The organism is Hyphomonas sp. (assembly GCF_040882205.1).
Lineage (GTDB): Bacteria > Pseudomonadota > Alphaproteobacteria > Caulobacterales > Hyphomonadaceae > Hyphomonas.
Genome location: NZ_JBBEBT010000247.1, coordinates 2,485 through 17,668 on the forward strand (window position 1 = coordinate 2,485; position 15,184 = coordinate 17,668).

Genomic DNA, 15,184 nt, shown 5'->3' on the forward strand with positions numbered 1-15,184 from the left:
ACCTGGCAATGAACAAGGCGCCGCTGCTGTTGTGGATGCACCGGTTGCATCATGCGGACCGCGATCTCGGTTTGATGAGCGGGCTAAGGTTCCATTCGTTCGAGGCGGCGGGGTCGATGCTGCGGCAGGCCGGCGCGGTGTTCGCGCCGTTCAAGGCGGCAACGGATTACTGGCCAGCGGAGAAGGCGTTCATGCTGAACTGCCGGGTGAGCGGGTTGGACGCCCTGCTCGCCTCCCTGCGCGATGCTGTCATAGCCACCGGGACCCGCGCTGACCGGGACACGCCGGAGGCCGGGCGGTTTGCACGCATGTATGATGGGAGGGCAAACCGGTCGAGCTATGGGAGCCCCCTTCCGTGGGCTGATCAAAAATGAGGGGCCTCCCCCCGGGGGAGGGGCCCCTCATTTGATCCTGACCCGGATTACTTCTTCATACGGCGCTTTACCTGCCCGCGGAACTTGTCGCCGTAGGGCGGGCGCATCATGGCGAGGATCTCGTTGTTGGTCTGGGTGTAGATTGCCTTCTTGTGGCTGAACTCGAGGAAGCCGTCGCGGCCATGATAGGCGCCCATGCCGGACGGGCCGACGCCGCCGAAGGGCAGGTCTTCCTGCGCGACATGGAAGATCACATCATTGACGGTGACGCCGCCAGAGGTCGTGTTGTTCAGTACGAGGTCCTTTTCGGCAGCGTCCTCGCCGAAGTAATAGAGGCCGAGCGGGCGCGGATGGGCGTTGATATAGGCGACGGCGTCTTTCGCGTCGTTGTACGTCTTGACCGGGAGGATGGGGCCGAAGATTTCGTCCTGCATCACTTTCATGTCGTCGGTAGGGTCGATGATCAGGGTCGGCGGGATCTTGTGGTGGGGCTGCTGGGCGAAGTTTTCGGACTTCGGATTGAGCGTGACGACTTCGGCGCCCTTGGTGCGCGCGTCTTCGATATAGCCCTGGATCCGGTCGAAGTGGCGCTGGTTCACGACCGAGGTATAGTCGTCATTGTCCTTGAGGCCGGTGGGATACATCGTCTCAATGGCGCGGGTGGCGGCGCCGACAAATTCCTGTGTCTTGTCCTTTGGCACGAAGGCATAGTCGGGCGCGAGGCAGATCTGGCCGGCGTTCAGCGTCTTGCCGGCCATGATGCGGCTGGCGGCCTTCTGCATGTCGGCGGAGCGGCCGAGGATGACCGGCGACTTGCCGCCCAGCTCCAGTGTCAGCGGCACGAGATTGTCGGCCGCCGCGCGCATGACATGGTGGGCGACCGAGGTCGCGCCCGTGAAGAGGATATGGTCGAACGGGAGCTTGGTGAACTCGGCGCCGATATCCGGGCCGCCGGTGACGACCACGACTTCTTCGGGAGTGTAGTATTTCGCGAACAGCTCTTTCATCAGCTCGGACGTTGCCTCGGTGAATTCCGAGGGCTTGATCATGCAGCGGTTGCCGGCGGCGAAGACGCCTGCGAGCGGCGTGAAGGTGAGGTTCACCGGGAAGTTCCAGGGGCTGATGACGCCGATGACGCCTTTCGGCTGGTACTGGAGCTCAGCCTTCGAGCCGAGCAGGCCGAGCGGGAACTCCACTTTCCGCTTTTCCGGCTGCATCCATTTGGCGACGTGCTTCTTCGCATGCTTCAGCGCGCCGATGGAGCCGGCGATGTCGGTGAGGTTTGACTGGTCCTTCGAGCGGTGGCCAAAATCTTTTGCCATCGCGTCGTTGAGATCGTCGCCGTGCGTGACAAGGAGGTCGATCGACTTGTCGAGCCATTCGATACGCCGCGCGAGCGAGGGCGCGCCGTCGCGCAGGTGGGCAGCTTTCTGCCGGTCGAGCAGCGTGCGCATGCCGGTGCCTTGGATCGCGTCGAGGGCCATTGGAATTCTCCGAAGTTAAGCTTGTGAATAGTGTAGCGTGCGTTCAGCATTTGCGCCATGGGGGCCGGAACCTGACCCGGCGTGAGGCTTTTCCCGGGCCGGGCAATCGGCTTAATTCGCCCTCGAACCGGCACAAGGGAGCGTCAGCGATGACCAAATACGAGAAGATTTCCTACGAGCGCGACGGCGATATCGCGATCATCGCATTCGATGACGACAAGACGCTGAACGCTTGCGGCGTCGATACGGCTATCGAACTTCTCCATGCTTTCGAGGTTGCCGCAAAGGAAGCGCGTTGTACGATCCTGACCGGCAAGGGCCGGGGCTTCTGCTCCGGCGCAAACCTGGGCGGCATGGGTTCCGGCCCCGCCATTACCCACCCTGATTCGCCGCCGGATGCCGGCAAGGCCCTCGACGCCTTCTACAATCCGCTCGTCACAGCCATCCGCGAACATCCGCATCCGGTGATCACCGCCGTGAACGGCGCGGCAGCCGGCGTCGGCTGCGCGATCGGCCTGATGGGCGACCTCGTGATCGCCGGCAAGAGCGCCTACTTCCTGCAGGCCTTCCGCCGCATCGGCCTCGTGCCGGATGGCGGCTCGAGCTACCTGCTCGCCAAGACCATCGGCCGGGTGCGGGCCATGGAAATGGCACTTCTGGGTGAAAAACTCCCCGCCGAAACGGCGCTGCAATGGGGCCTCGTGAACCGGGTGGTCGAGGATGCCAAGCTGATGGAAACGGCGAAGGAATTTGCCCAGAAACTGGCGAGTGGCCCGACGGTGGCGCTGTCGCTGGCGCGTCAGTGCATCTGGGAAGCATGCGACGATGATTTCGGCGCCGCGCTGCATAATGAGCGGGTCGCCCAGCGCGTTGCCGGTCGCACGGAAGACTTCCGTGAAGGCGTCTCGGCCTTCCTCCAGAAGCGCCAGGCTGTGTTCACGGGCAAGTAATCCAAGATAGCAGGACCCAATATTGTTTCCCTTAAAGATTACGAAACCCATTTCGCGCTAACTTCAACCCGGACGCAAAACCGGGTTGGGCGCAATGGACTACAGGCTCATGCATTTCAATTGTGCTCGCCCAATGGGCAAGTTCGACTTCAGCAATGAATTCGTTCAGGTTTTTGTCGCATTGCTGCCGCGCATCTTTAAGGATGGCGACGCGTTCGAAGGCCTGCTGCATCACGATCATGGACTGCGCTGCCCGGATGGCAGCTGGCGCGGATTTACGAATGCGTTTCCATACCCTCCGGAGTGGCGTGCGCCGGAGATTTCCACGCTCGCCGTCTGGCGTTCGCTGGAAGACCTGAAAGCCTTCAGCCATTCGGGCCGCACCCACCCGCCCGGCATGCGGCGGCTGGCCAACGAAATCGACCGCAGCGACGGGCCCGGCTTCGTAATGTGGTGGGCGGCGAAAGGCGAGCGCTTCGCGCTGGAAGATGGCTGGCAGCGCCTGCAGCACCTGCGCAAGCATGGCTCGGCGCAAGACGCGTTCTCGCTCGACCAACCGGTCAAGCGGCCGGCGGTTGCCTGATTACCCCTTTCGTTTCGTGACCGGCTTTGCCGCCGCCTTTGCCTTTGCCACAGAGAGCGCGCGCCGCGCCCATTGGCTCGCTTCATCCGGATCGTCCATCGCGGAGGATGGCAGGCTGACATAGCCCATGTCGATTACTTCGCCGGTGCTGGGTTTCGTCCAGAGGAAGGGCGCGCTGCCTTCGGCTTCGAGGTCAACACGCAGCCTCGCGTCGGTTTTCAGATAGACCGTGTCGTCTCCAAGCAGCGCGAACATCAGGCCGTCCCGGAACACGCCCGCGCCGCCGAACATGCGGCGTATGCTGACAGTGCCCATCGGGGCGAAGAGTTCGGCGACAAAATCATGGAAAGGGTCGGGGGTCTTGGGCATATGTGTTCAAAACCCTCTCGTGTCGTAATCCTGGATAATCCGCAGGATTTTTCCGGTCCAGACTGCTTACGGTGCCCGTTTCAAGGGATTGGATTACCGGGCATATGCTGACGCAAATCCCGGGATGACGACAAACGACCGCTGGTCAAGCCGGAGGGCCATCAGGCTGGCAACCCCAGACGATACACCCCTTTGAACGTATCGGGATTCTCAACCGGCTTGCCTTTCCGGTAGATCACGATCGTGCCTGCCTTGTGCAGGCGGATGGCTTCGGCGCGCACATCCTTCAGTACACGCACGAAGTTTTCCGCACTGACCGTCTTGGCGGCGTCTTCCGGGGTAATGGTCTTGCCGGCGCCTTTAGCAGACGTCAGACCGAGGATCGCATCGCGAACAGGATTTTTCGGCGGCTCGCTCACCAGTCGATGGCCGAATAGACGAGCTGCTGGAACTGCATGCGCATCGGATAGGTGGAGGACGGCATCAGCTGCGTGGCCTGGATGGCGATCAGTTCTTCTTCGGGGTCGATCCAGAAGAAGGTCGAGGCGAGGCCGCCCCAGCTGAAGGTGCCATCGCTGCCGGGCTGGCGAGTCTGCACGATGTCCTGCACGACCGAGCCGCCGAGGCCGAAGCCTACACCGTCCGCCATGACTTCGGTGAAGGCCGAGCGGCCCATGCCGCGCATGGTCTGGTCATCAGGCAGGTGGTTCTGGCGCATGAATTCCCAGGTCTTGGGGCTGATGATCCGCGCGCCGTCCAGCGTGCCGCCGCGCAGCAGCATCAAGGCGAAGCGGTGGTAATCACGCACGGTGGAGGCGAGGCCGCCGCCGGCGTTCAGCAGGTTCGGGCGCCTCGAATACAGTTTCGAGGCGGCGCCGCCCGGATCGGCGAGCGTGGTCTCGCCGGTCTTGGCGTCTTTCTGGTAGCAGGCCATCAGGCGGTGGATTTTCTCCGGCGGGACCCAGAAATCGGTATCATCCATGCCGAGCGGGCCGAAGATGCGTTCACGGAAGAATTCGTCCAGCGGCTGGCCGGAGATGATTTCCACGATAGCGCCGAGCGTATCGATGGAGTGGCTGTAGCGCCATTCCGTACCCGGAGAGAAGGCGAGCGGCAGCTGGCCGATCTGGCGGGCCATGTCCTGCAACGTATCCTTCGGATGGCCGACCTTGTTGATGCGGTAGATCTCGTCGGTCTCATCCTGGAAGAGGAAGCCGTAAGTGAGGCCGGACGTGTGCGTGACGAGATCAAGCACCAGCATCTCGCGGTCCGGCTTACGCAGCTTTGGCGCGGCCGCTGTTCCACCGTCCCAGACCATGGCATTCTTGTATTCCGGGATGTAGCGGCTGACCGGATGATCGAGCCGGATCTTGCACTCTTCCAGCAGCATCATGATGGCGAGCGTCGTGATCGGCTTCGTCATCGAGTAGATGCGGAAGATCGTCTCGGCACTGATCACTTCCTTGCCGCCCATCTCAGTGGCGCCGGTATAGCTCTCATGCGCAATCTCGCCGCCGCGCGAGACAAGAAGCGCCATGCATGGCAGCTTGCCGGTATCGATATAGTTTTCCTTGAAATAGGCCGGCATCGCGTCGAGGCGGTCGGCGTTCAGGCCGACTTCGTGCGGGTCAGTGGGGTCGTGGTCGAACATCAGAGGTTTCCTGCTTTGGCGGCCCGGGCGAGTTCGCGGGCGATGATGATCTGCTGTATCTGGCTGGTGCCTTCATAGAGGCGGAAGATGCGGACGTCGCGGTAGAAGCGCTCGATGCCGTAATCGGTGACGTAGCCTGCGCCGCCGAAAATCTGCACGGCGCGGTCGGCGACGCGGCCGCAGGCCTCGGTGGCGAAGAGCTTGGTGCAGGAGGCAAGCATCGTGACGTCTTCACCGGCGTCGCGCCGGCGGGCGGCGTCCAGGATCATGCATTCGGCGGCATAGGTTTCAGCCTGGCTGTCGGCGATCAGGGCCTGAAGCATCTGGTGCTCGAAGATTGGTTTTCCGAATTGTTTGCGCTCCAGCGAATAGTTGACCATCTCGCGGATCAGGCGTTTGGAGACGCCGGTGGCAACGGCCGAAATATGCAAGCGGCCCTTGTCGAGCACGCTCATGGCGACCTTGAAGCCTTCGCCTTCCTTAGCGATCATGTTGGCCGCAGGAACGCGGGCGTTTTCAAAAATAACGTCGCAGATATGCGCACCCTGCTGGCCCATTTTCTTTTCAGGCTTGCCGACCGAGAGACCCGGCGTGCCGCGCTCGACGATGAAGGCGGAGACACCCCTGGCGCCCGGCTCGTCCGGGTTCGTCCGTGCCATGACGGTAAACAGGTCTGCCTTGTTTGCATTGGTGATGTAGCGTTTGGTGCCGTTGAGGATGTAGTGGTCGCCGTCGCGGGTCGCTTTGGTCTTAAGGCCTGCCGCGTCGGAGCCGGCTTCAGGCTCGGTCAGCGCGAAGCTCGCGATCAGGTCGCCGGAGGCGATGCCGGGCAGCCATTTTGATTTCTGTTCCTCAGTGCCGAAGAGGATCAGCGCCTGGCTGCCAATGCCGATATTGGTGCCGGCCACGGAACGAAACGCGGGCGAGGTTTTGCCCAGCTCGAACGCGACGAGGCATTCGGTTTCCATGTCGAGGTCCAGCCCGCCATATTCCTCTGGCACCGCAATGCCGAACAGGCCGAGGGCTTTCATTTCGTCGATGACGTGCTGGGGGACGGCGTCCTCCTCGCCGACCTGAGCCTCGACCGGCACGCAGGTCTCGGTCACGAAGCGGCGGACCTGTTCGATCAGGGCGGCGCGGGTTTCGGCGTCAAAGGCCATGGGTTTCGTCTCCCGGGGTTTGTTTTTCCGTCCCACTTTATGCCGCAACGGCACGCTTGTCGAAGGGGGCCGTAGGGGTATGGTTGCCGCAGCGAAGCATAAGAGGGAACGGGATGGCAACGACCGTCGAAACAGCAGGCGAATTCGCAGGTTGGACGACCTGGAAAGAGGAGCCGTTCGAGCATGAGACGGCCGGCCCGTTCTATTTCAGGGTAGACGAAAAGGGCCCCGTGGCGGCCTTCCGCGCAGCGCGCAAGCACATGAACGCCGGAGGTGTGGTGCACGGCGGGTGCCTCATGACCTTTGCCGATTTTGCCCTGTTCGCCCTCGGCCATGAGGCCATGGAGGGCGGCTATGGGGTGACTGTAGCCTTCACGGCCGAATTCATCGACGGGGCGGTGGAGGGCGAACTGCTGACGGCGCGCGGCGACACGCTGCGCAAGGGCGGATCGCTGAGCTTTGTTCGCGGCATCGTCCACGGCGAGGACGGCCGCCCCGTTCTGAATTTTTCCGGCACAATCAAGAAACTGAGGAAACCCGCATGAGACCGCAACCACCCTATCAGGAGCTTTCCCGCTCCATCAAAGGCAAGACTGCGCTGATCACCGGCGCGGCCAGCGGCATGGGGCGCGCCACAGCGCACCTGTTCGCGCGCGAAGGCGCCAATGTCGCCGTGACGGACCTGAAGCAGGAGAACGTCGATATTGTTGTCGAGGAGATCAAGGCCGCTGGCATCAAGCATGTGAAGGGCTGGGCGCTGGATGTGGGTGACGGAGCGGCAATCAAACGCGTGGTAGACGAGGCAGCGCAGCATTTCGGCGGAATGGATATCCTGGTGAACAATGCGGGCTTCGCCATTCCGGCGCAGGTCGGCGAAGAAGCCTACGAGGATAGCTGGGGGCCGAGCATCAACGTGATGCTGACTTCGCACCAGCGCGCCATCCGCGCGGCGCTACCCTATATGCGCAGGAATGGCTGGGGACGGATCGTCAACATCGCTTCGACCGAAGGCCTTGGCGCGACGCCCGGCAACTCGCCCTACGTGGCCGCGAAACATGGCGTGATCGGCCTGACGCGCGGGCTTGCCGTAGACCTAGGCCGCGAAGGCATTACGGTGAACTGCATCTGCCCGGGACCGATCACAACCGGCATCACCGCCGGCATTCCTGACGAGCACAAGGAAATCTATGCCAAGCGCCGCGTTCCGCTGCGACGGTATGGCATCCCCGAAGAGGTCGCCAACATGACGCTGTCGCTGGTACTGCCGGCGGCAAGCTTCCTCAACGGCGTGCACATCCCGGTGGATGGCGGCATGAACATCAAGAACGCCTAAAGCAGGAGATCCGATGGAATCAGATCGCTTGCTCCAGGTTTTCTGATTTGTCGCAAATTCTAGCGCTCACCCGGTAGCCCCTTCAGCAGATTTTGCCCTATGGACCGAAAGCGGTGAGCGCCGCCTCAGACTGGACAGAACAGAGCGTCAGGTATTCGCGGGTTTCCGCGAGTGCCTGTTCGTGACCGGGAACGCCGGCCGCATTGACGGCAAACAGCGCGTCCAGTTCCGGAATGCGGCCCGCGTCGCAGAACGCGCGCGCGAGACGCGGCGTGGCCCGGCGCGCCTGGGCCGGAATGGCGCTGAGGAAAGCCGGAAAATCAGCCGTGAGCCGCGCCCAGGTTTGCTCCCGGTGCTGAGGATTTCCCATCAGGCTGGCTGCAATGGAATGGCTGGCGGCGCCTCCGAAGGTGCCTTCGAACATCAGCGCCTCGGCGCGGCGGGCAAGTTCGGGCTCCGTGACCGAGCCGATGGTGTCAGCCATGGCCTGCGTGAAGACAGCATCATCCATCCGCGCACGTGCCGCGAGGATTTCGTCAAAGGCTGCCGCGCCGCCCTCGGCGAACACGACGCGCAGGGCCGGAACATATAGATCGCTCGAGAGGCCGCCGGTGCCTGCGAGCAAGGGCGCAAGACGCCGGTTCAGTTCGGCGCGCGCGGCGGGCTCTTCCAGGGTCAGTGCACGGAAGGCCAGGATACGGTCCATGGCCTCCGGATTGCTGACCGTCGCGGCGCGCGCCGCCAGCGCGGCGGATACCTGCGAGCGCAGCTCGCTCGCAGCGGCCTCGCTGACCTTGGCCAGGAGCGTTTCGGCGGCCCGAAGGCCTTGCACGAGGACCGTAGAGTCCGGGTGCGCGAGCGCCGGAAGCAGCACGCTGCGATAGGTTTCGCCGGGAAGCGTGCCGCCAGTGAAAGCGGCTTCGGCGCTGTCGAGGCTGACAAGCGCTTCGGTGGCAGGCAGCCCGGGCAGCGCTTCGCCGAGCGCGCGCCAGGCATCGGGCTTAAGGCCGAAGCGGTAGTAGCCTGCACCGTCCGCATTCGGAACAATCGCCGACGGGCACATGGCGCCGCGCAGTTGCGTGACCGACCAGTCCGATGCCAGCAACGTGCAGGTCTTGCCGCGATTGGCGCCGTCCTGCCAGGCGACGCAGACCGGGATGGTCCAGCTGGCGCCACCGGTGATCTGCGAGCCAAGCGGTCGGTAGCGGCTCTGGCTGAGGGTCAGTTTCGGGGCGCCTGCGCCACAGGAGATTTCAGCCTCGACCAGGGGGACGCCTTGCTGGGTGACAAAGTCCCGGAACACTTTTCCGATGACAGGCTCGCCGGTGGCATCCGCGATGGCGGAATAAAAGTCCGCGCTGCTGGCGTCGCCGTCCGCAAAGCGCGCGATGTAGCGGCCGAGCGCCGGGCGGAATCGCTCCGGCGTGAAATAATGGTCGACCATGCGGATCACCGACTGGCCCTTGGAATAGGTCAGCGCATCATAGGCGTTGCGGATGTCCTCGTTGCGGCCAATGGGACCAGCCACCACGCGCGCGCTGGAGAGGCTGTCGAGCGCCATGGCGCGCAGGCCGTCCGCGACTGCGGCAACCTCATGGTTGCCGTCAGGCTCCATCTGCGAAAGGATCGCCGTTTCGCTCCAGACCGCGAAGCCTTCCTTCAGCCAGAGATCATTCCACCAGGGCGGCGTGACGAGATTGCCGAACCACATATGGGCGATCTCGTGGGCATGGATTTCCTTCACAGCGCGGATGAGCGATGGACCGGCATTCGGGCCAACCAGGACGCGGGCTTCGCGGTAAGTGATCGCCCCGGCAAGCTCAGTGGCGCCGGAGGGCCATTGCGGCGCTGCGACGATGTCGAGCTTCTGGTAGGGATAGGGCTGCTGCAGCATCTCTTCGAAGCGGCGCATCATGTCCGGCGTAAGGTCGAGCGCGAAGGCGAGTTCGCCTGCCTTGCCGGCGCGTGTGTATCCGGTGAGCGGGACTTCGAAGTCGCGGATCCCGTTGACGGGCAGTGGCGCGCGCGCAATGCGGTCGAAGTCGCCGACAGCGGCCGAGAGCAGATAGGTCGAGAGCGGACGGGTTGGCGCGAAGTGGATGGTCTCGAAACCTTCTCGGGCGCGCGTGCGCGAGATTTCCGGCGTATTGGCGACCGCGTGCATACCTTCCGGAACGGTGATCGACATGTCGAACACGGCCTTGAAGCGGGGCTCGTCAAAACCCGGCAGGAAGCGGCGAGCCTCGATGCTTTCGGACTTGGCAAGCGCGTAAAACTTGCCCTGCGACTCGACTTTGAACAGGCCTGCGAGGTTTGCGTTGAACGGGGCCGAATAATCGATGGTGAGCGTTAGCTTGCGCGCATTGAGACGCCTGGGAAAACCGACCCAGACAACGCCGGTTTCCAGCACTTCGGTCCAGGTCGCCTCGACCGTTTCGCCGCCCGCGGTGGCCGTGACGGAACTGACTTCGAGATCGTCACCGTGCAGCCAGAGACCTGTGGCGGCTGCCTCGATCCGGATGTCTATTTCGACAGTGCCATCAAAGTGCGCCTCGCGCGGATCAAGGTCCAGCGAAGCGCGATAAGTGACCGGGCGGGCGATGCCCGGCAGGCGGCCGGTGGGAGCAGCGCGCAGGAGCTCGGCGGGGCTGGCGGGCTGGACAGGCAGCGTCCAGGCCGAACGCTGCGCGCAGGCGGACAGGACGAGGCCGAGGGCCGCTGCTACACCGATCCAACGCATCTGGGCTCTCCCGCTGCCTGAAGTTGACAGCTGAATACCGCATTGGCGGCGATATGGAAGCCCTGCCTTTGAGGCTGTATCAGGCTGGGACAGGCACTGGCCACCTGCCCGTTTTGATCCGCAGACGGAGTGTATATACCCTAGCCCGCGAAACCGCGCGCCGTCATGGCGTCGTGCCAGCGGCCGAGGTTGGGCAGCTCCTTGTGCGGCGTCCATTTCATCACCCGGCAAAATCCGCAACTAATGTATAGGGTTATGTCCGCAATCGAGAAACGGTCTGCCGCGACGAACTCGTTGTCCGCGAGATGCTCGTTAAGGCGCTCGACCATCTTCTTTGCAGCCTTTTCGCTCTTGGCCGCAGTTTCCGGAACCTGCGGCACTTCAAGGGGCGCCATGGCCGGGTGCGCGTTTCGGAACCAGCCAGCAAACTGGATGAAGAACATCAACTCAACCCGCCGGTCCCACATTTCGATCAGTGCCTTTTCCTTCGGGTCGCGGCCCATCAAGTTCGGCTCAGGAAAGATGCCCTCGAAATAGGTGCAGATGGCGCGGCTCTCGGTGATGTTGGTGGCGTCGTCGAGGACCAGCGCGGGCACCTGCGCATAGGGTGAGACTTCGCGGTAGCCCGGCTGCTTGTGCTCCTGCTTCATGATGGAAACTTCCTCCAGCTCCACGGCGTCCAGCTTGCCCTTGGCACGCAGGAAGTAGATGACGCGGTCGGGGTTCGGCGCCATCGGGCTGTGATAGAGTTTCATGCTGTGCTTCCTCAGAATTTCTTGGTGATGCCGAAGGTCGCGTTCAGCGGCTCTGCGGGGAAATAACGTTCGTTGCCAAACCCAACATCGGCGCGGTCGGCATAGGCTTCATCCGTCAGGTTACGGAGGATCACAGAGGCTTCGAGCGTGTCGGTCAGGTTCCAGCCGGCGCGGGCGCCCAGCACCGTGTGGCCGGGATAGGTGACCGTGTTGGCGGGATCGGTGAAGTATTCGCCGACATGCTCAATGGTCAGGGAAAGCTTCAGAGCGTCCAGCGCCTGCCAGTCGAGCCGCGCATCGGCCAGCCATTCGGGCGCGGTGTCGATGGCATTGCCTGAGACGATCCGCTCCTGCGCGGCGACAACCGGGCGATCAAAGGTGTACTCCTGATCACTCCAGGCGATGTTTCCGCTAAGGCTCAGGCCATCATCGATACGCAGCGTGGCAGCAGCTTCTATCCCCTTGTGGCGGGTTGATCCGTCCACGACATTGAGGCCATCAGAATCCCGGAAAAAGAATTTTTCCTTCTCCATCCAGTACGCCGCGATGTCGAAATCGAGATGGCCGAACAGCGCGTCACCGCGCACCCCGAGCTCTATACTGTCCAGCGTTTCGGCCTTGATCTCGCCGGCGACCTGCCTGTTCTGCAAGCGGTAGAGGTCGGAAACCTGCGGGGCGCGGGCACCGCGCGCATAGTTCGCATAGAGACTGTACCAGCGCTGATCCCAGACGAGGCCGACCTTCGGTGTGACGAAATTGAAGTCATCCGAACGGTCGGCGGGCACGTTAAAGCGGCCATTGATGCCGGCAGGCGCGCGAGTGTCATAGGCGTAGTCGTGAACCTCGCTGCGGAGGCCAGCGAGCAACCGCAGATTGTCCGTGAGCGTTACATCTGCTTCGGTCCAGAGGGCGAAGACCTGCGTTTCGACGGTGTAGTTGTAGTGGACGCCTTGCGGGAAGTTGCGGCTCGGGTTCGGATTGGGCTGGATTTCCTTCAGGTATCCGGTGGCGAAATCCGTGTCGGCGCCGAAGCGCCAGGTGAAGCGGCCAACGGGGTCAAGGTCATAGCGCGCCATCAGGCCGCCGCCGGTGTGTGCGTTCTTCTCGACGCCGCCATAAGGAAGGAAGTGCTGCGAGAAGACCATGCCCTGACTGTGCAGATTGGGCGTCAGGATCAGGCGGCCGGGGCCGAGATTGCGTTCGAGGCGAAGGCCCGCGCGGGCCGACCAGGCGTCGCGGAAGGCTTCGGGGTTGGGATTGGTCTTGACGAGGTCGCTATCCTCATAGGCGCGGGGGCCCTGGATGAAGCTCGCGGTTTCCTGATTGAGGCTCGAAGCCGAGAGCCATGCGGCGGCGTCCCATGCGCCGAAGGACTGGCGCGTGAGCAGGGAAAGTTTCTGCTGCTGGCCGCCGGTTGCATCACGCCAGCCCGTATCGTCCATCAGTGAGAGATTGAGGCGGGTGTCGCTCCCCAGGTTGATCGAGGCGTCACCGCGCCAGCGGCCCAGCGAGCCATAGCTTGCGCGCAACGACTGGTCACCGTCCGCGTCCGGCAGCATGATATTGATCAGTCCGTGTATGGCGTTCGAACCATACTTCGCACTGCCCGGCCCGCGAATCACTTCGATGGCATCGGCGATTTCCAGATGCGGCTCGATCAGACTGTTGACGTTGCCGAACGCGGGCGAGCGGGTCGGCACGCCGTTCTCGAGAATGAGAAAACTTCCCTGCCCGGCCCCGCCGCTGAGCACGGGCGAGCGAATGGCGATCAGATGCTCTTGCCCTGAATTCATCTGGATATTCACGCCTGGCGCCTGGTTCAGGATTTCGGCAGGACGGTCGGCGGCGGTGTCGGCGATCAGGCCGGCCTCGATGACCGATTGCGCGCCGGGATCGCGGTCCTTTCGGTCGCCCCATATCTCAATGGGCAGCAGGCGGAGGTCTGCTGCCTGAACGGCTTCGGCCGGCTCGGTCTGAGCCAGTCCGCCAGGCGCCAGGCCTGCAACAGCACATGCAATCAATCCCTTGCGAAACGCCACGCGCACACTCCCTTAAAGCGGCGCAAATCAACCGCGCGCCCGCCACAGGTTGTAGGCGCTGACGAGGCAGATGGCGACCCCGGCGATGCCGGAGAGTATCTGTTACGGCACGCGGCGCGCCGCCCGATGCGATCAGAGTGACGTGGCGACAACTCCCAGCCGCTGCCACGCGGCTTCACTCAAACGGGTCGTAAGCCTGACTGACTGGTCGTCTATTGCGAACTGCACCGGTCAATGTTGCTGTTCCGGCGCCGGCTCAGACCGCAGTGAACTGACTATATAATAGGACGCGATACAGCCGTTCTGCCAGTCCGACGGATCAGCCGCCACATCATCCCCGTGATAGGCCCAGGGGCCGGCAGCAATCGGCGTGACGACGATGTCCTGCTCACCCGCCTCAGCACGGCGTTCAATTTCGGCGCGGCGGGCCATCAGCGCCGGGCGCCCATCGAACCTTGCGCCCGGGACATCGCGGATCCCGTAGAACGTATCCGGAGCGATCCGCAGAAGCACCGCAAGCAGCGCGAGCGAGCCCATCTGCAGCGGCCGGCGGAGGGCTGATCCTTCCGGCACCCTATCGCAGACGGGCGCGGCAACCGGAACAAGGCTCGCCATCCACCTGCCAATGAAGGCGGCAAAGAGGACGGCGCGCACACGGCCGGGCGCTTCGTGGCCCTGCGCGCAGGTGCTGATCGCGAAACCGGCCAGAACAGCCTGCATGGTGATAACCGGCACAGTGGCCGCCATCGACGGGAAAGCACCAGGAAGCGGAAGTTTCCAGTCGTCCCTGTCCGGGCACGCGCGGGCAAAGACCGGAACCGTCAAGTCCCTGCGAAGAGCTGGTAAGGCAGCGCGCCGACCACAGCAGCAGACAGGCAGGTTGCCAGCGTGCCCGCAAGCAGCGTGCGCCAGGCCAGCGACAGGAAATCTTCGCGCCGGTCCGGCTCGACGATCGTCAGGCCGCCGATCAGGATGCCCATGGAGCCGAAGTTGGCAAATCCGCAGATCGCGTGCGCCGTGATGATGCGCGTGCGCGGGTCCATCTGGTCGACCGGAATCTCGGCGAGCTGGATGAAGGCGACAAACTCGGTCAGCACGGTTTTCACGCCCATCAGCGAGCCGGACTTCGCGGCCTCGTCCCAGGGCACACCGACCATGTACATCAGCGGCGCAAAGATCCAGCCGAGGATGCGCTCGATCGACAGCGGCGCGCCGAGCACGTCCGGGAAAGATCCGAGGCCGGCATTGACCAGCCAGAGAAGCGCGAGGGCAGCGATCAGCATGGTGGCGATATTGAAGACGATCTTCAGGCCGTCCGTGGCGCCGGTCGAGAAGGCATCCATGGTGGAGGCATAGTTGAAGTCCGGGTTCTGCACGCGCTGGTCGGCAGGCGTCGTCTCCGGAATCATTGTGAGGGCGACGGCAACAGCCGCAGGCGCGGCCATGATGGAAGCGGTGAGCAGCTGGGCCAGCGGGTTGTCCATCTTGCCTTCAAGGAACGCTCCGTACACGATCAGAACCGAACCGGCGATGGTGGCGAACCCGGCGGTCATCATGATCAGCAGCTCGGACCGGGTCATGCCCTTGATATAGGGGCGGATCAGCACCGGGGCTTCAGTCATGCCCATGAACACGTTCGCGGACACAGCAAGCGACGTGGCGCCGCCAAGACCCATAGTGCGCCGGAAGACTGCCGCAAAGCCGTTCGTGATCCAGCGCAGGATGCGCCAGTGCCAGAGAATGGCC

Annotated in this window: 14 protein-coding genes and 1 pseudogene; 5 read left to right on the forward strand and 10 right to left on the reverse strand. The window is 63.3% G+C overall.

Annotated features, from left to right (window positions below):
• Window positions 1-374, forward strand: a pseudogene (locus WEA77_RS10435) (hypothetical protein); the annotation flags it as partial.
• Window positions 375-421: 47 nt separating this feature from the next.
• Here the strand turns inward: WEA77_RS10435 and WEA77_RS10440 are convergent.
• A complete protein-coding gene (locus WEA77_RS10440; RefSeq protein ID WP_368067815.1) occupies window positions 422-1,858 on the reverse strand; it encodes a coniferyl aldehyde dehydrogenase in 1,437 nt (478 codons plus the stop codon).
• 149 nt (window positions 1,859-2,007) lie between these two features.
• On the opposite strand from WEA77_RS10440, the gene WEA77_RS10445 reads away from it, so the two are divergent.
• Together WEA77_RS10445 and WEA77_RS10450 are read left to right on the forward strand one after the other, a co-directional pair.
• On the forward strand, window positions 2,008-2,808 hold the full coding sequence (locus WEA77_RS10445) for an enoyl-CoA hydratase/isomerase (RefSeq protein ID WP_368067816.1): 801 nt from the start codon (window positions 2,008-2,010) through the stop codon (window positions 2,806-2,808).
• Window positions 2,809-2,941: 133 nt separating this feature from the next.
• Window positions 2,942-3,391: a DUF3291 domain-containing protein gene (locus WEA77_RS10450; protein ID WP_368067817.1), complete on the forward strand. Its 450-nt coding sequence runs from the start codon at window positions 2,942-2,944 to the stop codon at window positions 3,389-3,391.
• Here WEA77_RS10450 and WEA77_RS10455 read toward each other — a convergent pair whose 3' ends face one another.
• The 4 genes from WEA77_RS10455 to WEA77_RS10470 all read right to left on the reverse strand — a co-directional run bounded on the left by WEA77_RS10455 (window position 3,392) and on the right by WEA77_RS10470 (window position 6,571).
• Window positions 3,392-3,760 (reverse strand): TfoX/Sxy family protein, encoded by a 369-nt coding sequence (locus tag WEA77_RS10455; protein WP_368067818.1) that lies wholly within the window; start codon window positions 3,758-3,760, stop codon window positions 3,392-3,394. It lies immediately after the preceding gene.
• A gap of 161 nt (window positions 3,761-3,921) precedes the next feature.
• Window positions 3,922-4,179 carry a DUF3253 domain-containing protein gene (locus WEA77_RS10460; RefSeq protein ID WP_368067819.1) on the reverse strand — a complete coding sequence of 86 codons (258 nt, stop codon included), beginning with the start codon at window positions 4,177-4,179 and terminating at the stop codon, window positions 3,922-3,924.
• Window positions 4,176-5,411 (reverse strand): serine hydrolase domain-containing protein, encoded by a 1,236-nt coding sequence (locus tag WEA77_RS10465; protein WP_368067820.1) that lies wholly within the window; start codon window positions 5,409-5,411, stop codon window positions 4,176-4,178. Before WEA77_RS10465 ends, WEA77_RS10460 begins: the two co-directional genes overlap by 4 nt.
• Window positions 5,411-6,571 carry an acyl-CoA dehydrogenase family protein gene (locus WEA77_RS10470; protein ID WP_368067821.1) on the reverse strand — a complete coding sequence of 387 codons (1,161 nt, stop codon included), beginning with the start codon at window positions 6,569-6,571 and terminating at the stop codon, window positions 5,411-5,413. The genes WEA77_RS10465 and WEA77_RS10470 overlap by 1 nt, the downstream gene beginning before the upstream one ends.
• A gap of 113 nt (window positions 6,572-6,684) precedes the next feature.
• On the opposite strand from WEA77_RS10470, the gene WEA77_RS10475 reads away from it, so the two are divergent.
• Window positions 6,685-7,116 carry a PaaI family thioesterase gene (locus WEA77_RS10475; protein WP_368067822.1) on the forward strand — a complete coding sequence of 144 codons (432 nt, stop codon included), beginning with the start codon at window positions 6,685-6,687 and terminating at the stop codon, window positions 7,114-7,116.
• Window positions 7,113-7,904, forward strand: coding sequence for an SDR family NAD(P)-dependent oxidoreductase (locus WEA77_RS10480; RefSeq protein ID WP_368067823.1), 792 nt, complete (start codon window positions 7,113-7,115; stop codon window positions 7,902-7,904). The genes WEA77_RS10475 and WEA77_RS10480 overlap by 4 nt, the downstream gene beginning before the upstream one ends.
• 97 nt (window positions 7,905-8,001) lie before the next feature.
• On the opposite strand, the gene WEA77_RS10485 is transcribed toward WEA77_RS10480, so the two are convergent.
• The 5 genes from WEA77_RS10485 to WEA77_RS10505 form a co-directional block, all read right to left on the reverse strand.
• Window positions 8,002-10,644 (reverse strand): M1 family aminopeptidase, encoded by a 2,643-nt coding sequence (locus WEA77_RS10485; RefSeq protein ID WP_368067824.1) that lies wholly within the window; start codon window positions 10,642-10,644, stop codon window positions 8,002-8,004.
• 140 nt (window positions 10,645-10,784) lie between these two features.
• The gene (locus WEA77_RS10490) at window positions 10,785-11,399 is read right to left on the reverse strand and encodes a glutathione S-transferase family protein (protein WP_368067825.1); all 615 of its coding nucleotides are present in this window, start codon (window positions 11,397-11,399) and stop codon (window positions 10,785-10,787) included.
• An 11-nt stretch (window positions 11,400-11,410) separates the two neighbouring features.
• Complete coding sequence (locus WEA77_RS10495; RefSeq protein WP_368067826.1) at window positions 11,411-13,438, reverse strand: TonB-dependent receptor; 2,028 nt, start codon at window positions 13,436-13,438, stop codon at window positions 11,411-11,413.
• A gap of 231 nt (window positions 13,439-13,669) precedes the next feature.
• Entirely contained in the window at window positions 13,670-14,185 is a 516-nt protein-coding gene (locus WEA77_RS10500) for a hypothetical protein (protein ID WP_368067827.1), read from the reverse strand.
• A 74-nt stretch (window positions 14,186-14,259) separates the two neighbouring features.
• On the reverse strand, window positions 14,260-15,184 hold a 925-nt coding region (locus WEA77_RS10505), incomplete at its 5' end, for a NupC/NupG family nucleoside CNT transporter (RefSeq protein ID WP_368067828.1).

What these genes read in the sequence shown, in the direction of transcription:
- WEA77_RS10470 (WP_368067821.1), bottom strand. Translation starts at nt 6,571, where the DNA reads ATGGCCTTTGACGCCGAAACCCGCGCCGCCCTGATCGAACAGGTCCGC.
- WEA77_RS10455 (WP_368067818.1), bottom strand. Translation starts at nt 3,760, where the DNA reads ATGCCCAAGACCCCCGACCCTTTCCATGATTTTGTCGCCGAACTCTTC.
- WEA77_RS10450 (WP_368067817.1), top strand. Translation starts at nt 2,942, where the DNA reads ATGGGCAAGTTCGACTTCAGCAATGAATTCGTTCAGGTTTTTGTCGCA.
- WEA77_RS10500 (WP_368067827.1), bottom strand. Translation starts at nt 14,185, where the DNA reads ATGGCGGCCACTGTGCCGGTTATCACCATGCAGGCTGTTCTGGCCGGT.
- WEA77_RS10475 (WP_368067822.1), top strand. Translation starts at nt 6,685, where the DNA reads ATGGCAACGACCGTCGAAACAGCAGGCGAATTCGCAGGTTGGACGACC.
- WEA77_RS10480 (WP_368067823.1), top strand. Translation starts at nt 7,113, where the DNA reads ATGAGACCGCAACCACCCTATCAGGAGCTTTCCCGCTCCATCAAAGGC.
- WEA77_RS10485 (WP_368067824.1), bottom strand. Translation starts at nt 10,644, where the DNA reads ATGCGTTGGATCGGTGTAGCAGCGGCCCTCGGCCTCGTCCTGTCCGCC.
- WEA77_RS10465 (WP_368067820.1), bottom strand. Translation starts at nt 5,411, where the DNA reads ATGTTCGACCACGACCCCACTGACCCGCACGAAGTCGGCCTGAACGCC.
- WEA77_RS10440 (WP_368067815.1), bottom strand. Translation starts at nt 1,858, where the DNA reads ATGGCCCTCGACGCGATCCAAGGCACCGGCATGCGCACGCTGCTCGAC.
- WEA77_RS10490 (WP_368067825.1), bottom strand. Translation starts at nt 11,399, where the DNA reads ATGAAACTCTATCACAGCCCGATGGCGCCGAACCCCGACCGCGTCATC.
- WEA77_RS10445 (WP_368067816.1), top strand. Translation starts at nt 2,008, where the DNA reads ATGACCAAATACGAGAAGATTTCCTACGAGCGCGACGGCGATATCGCG.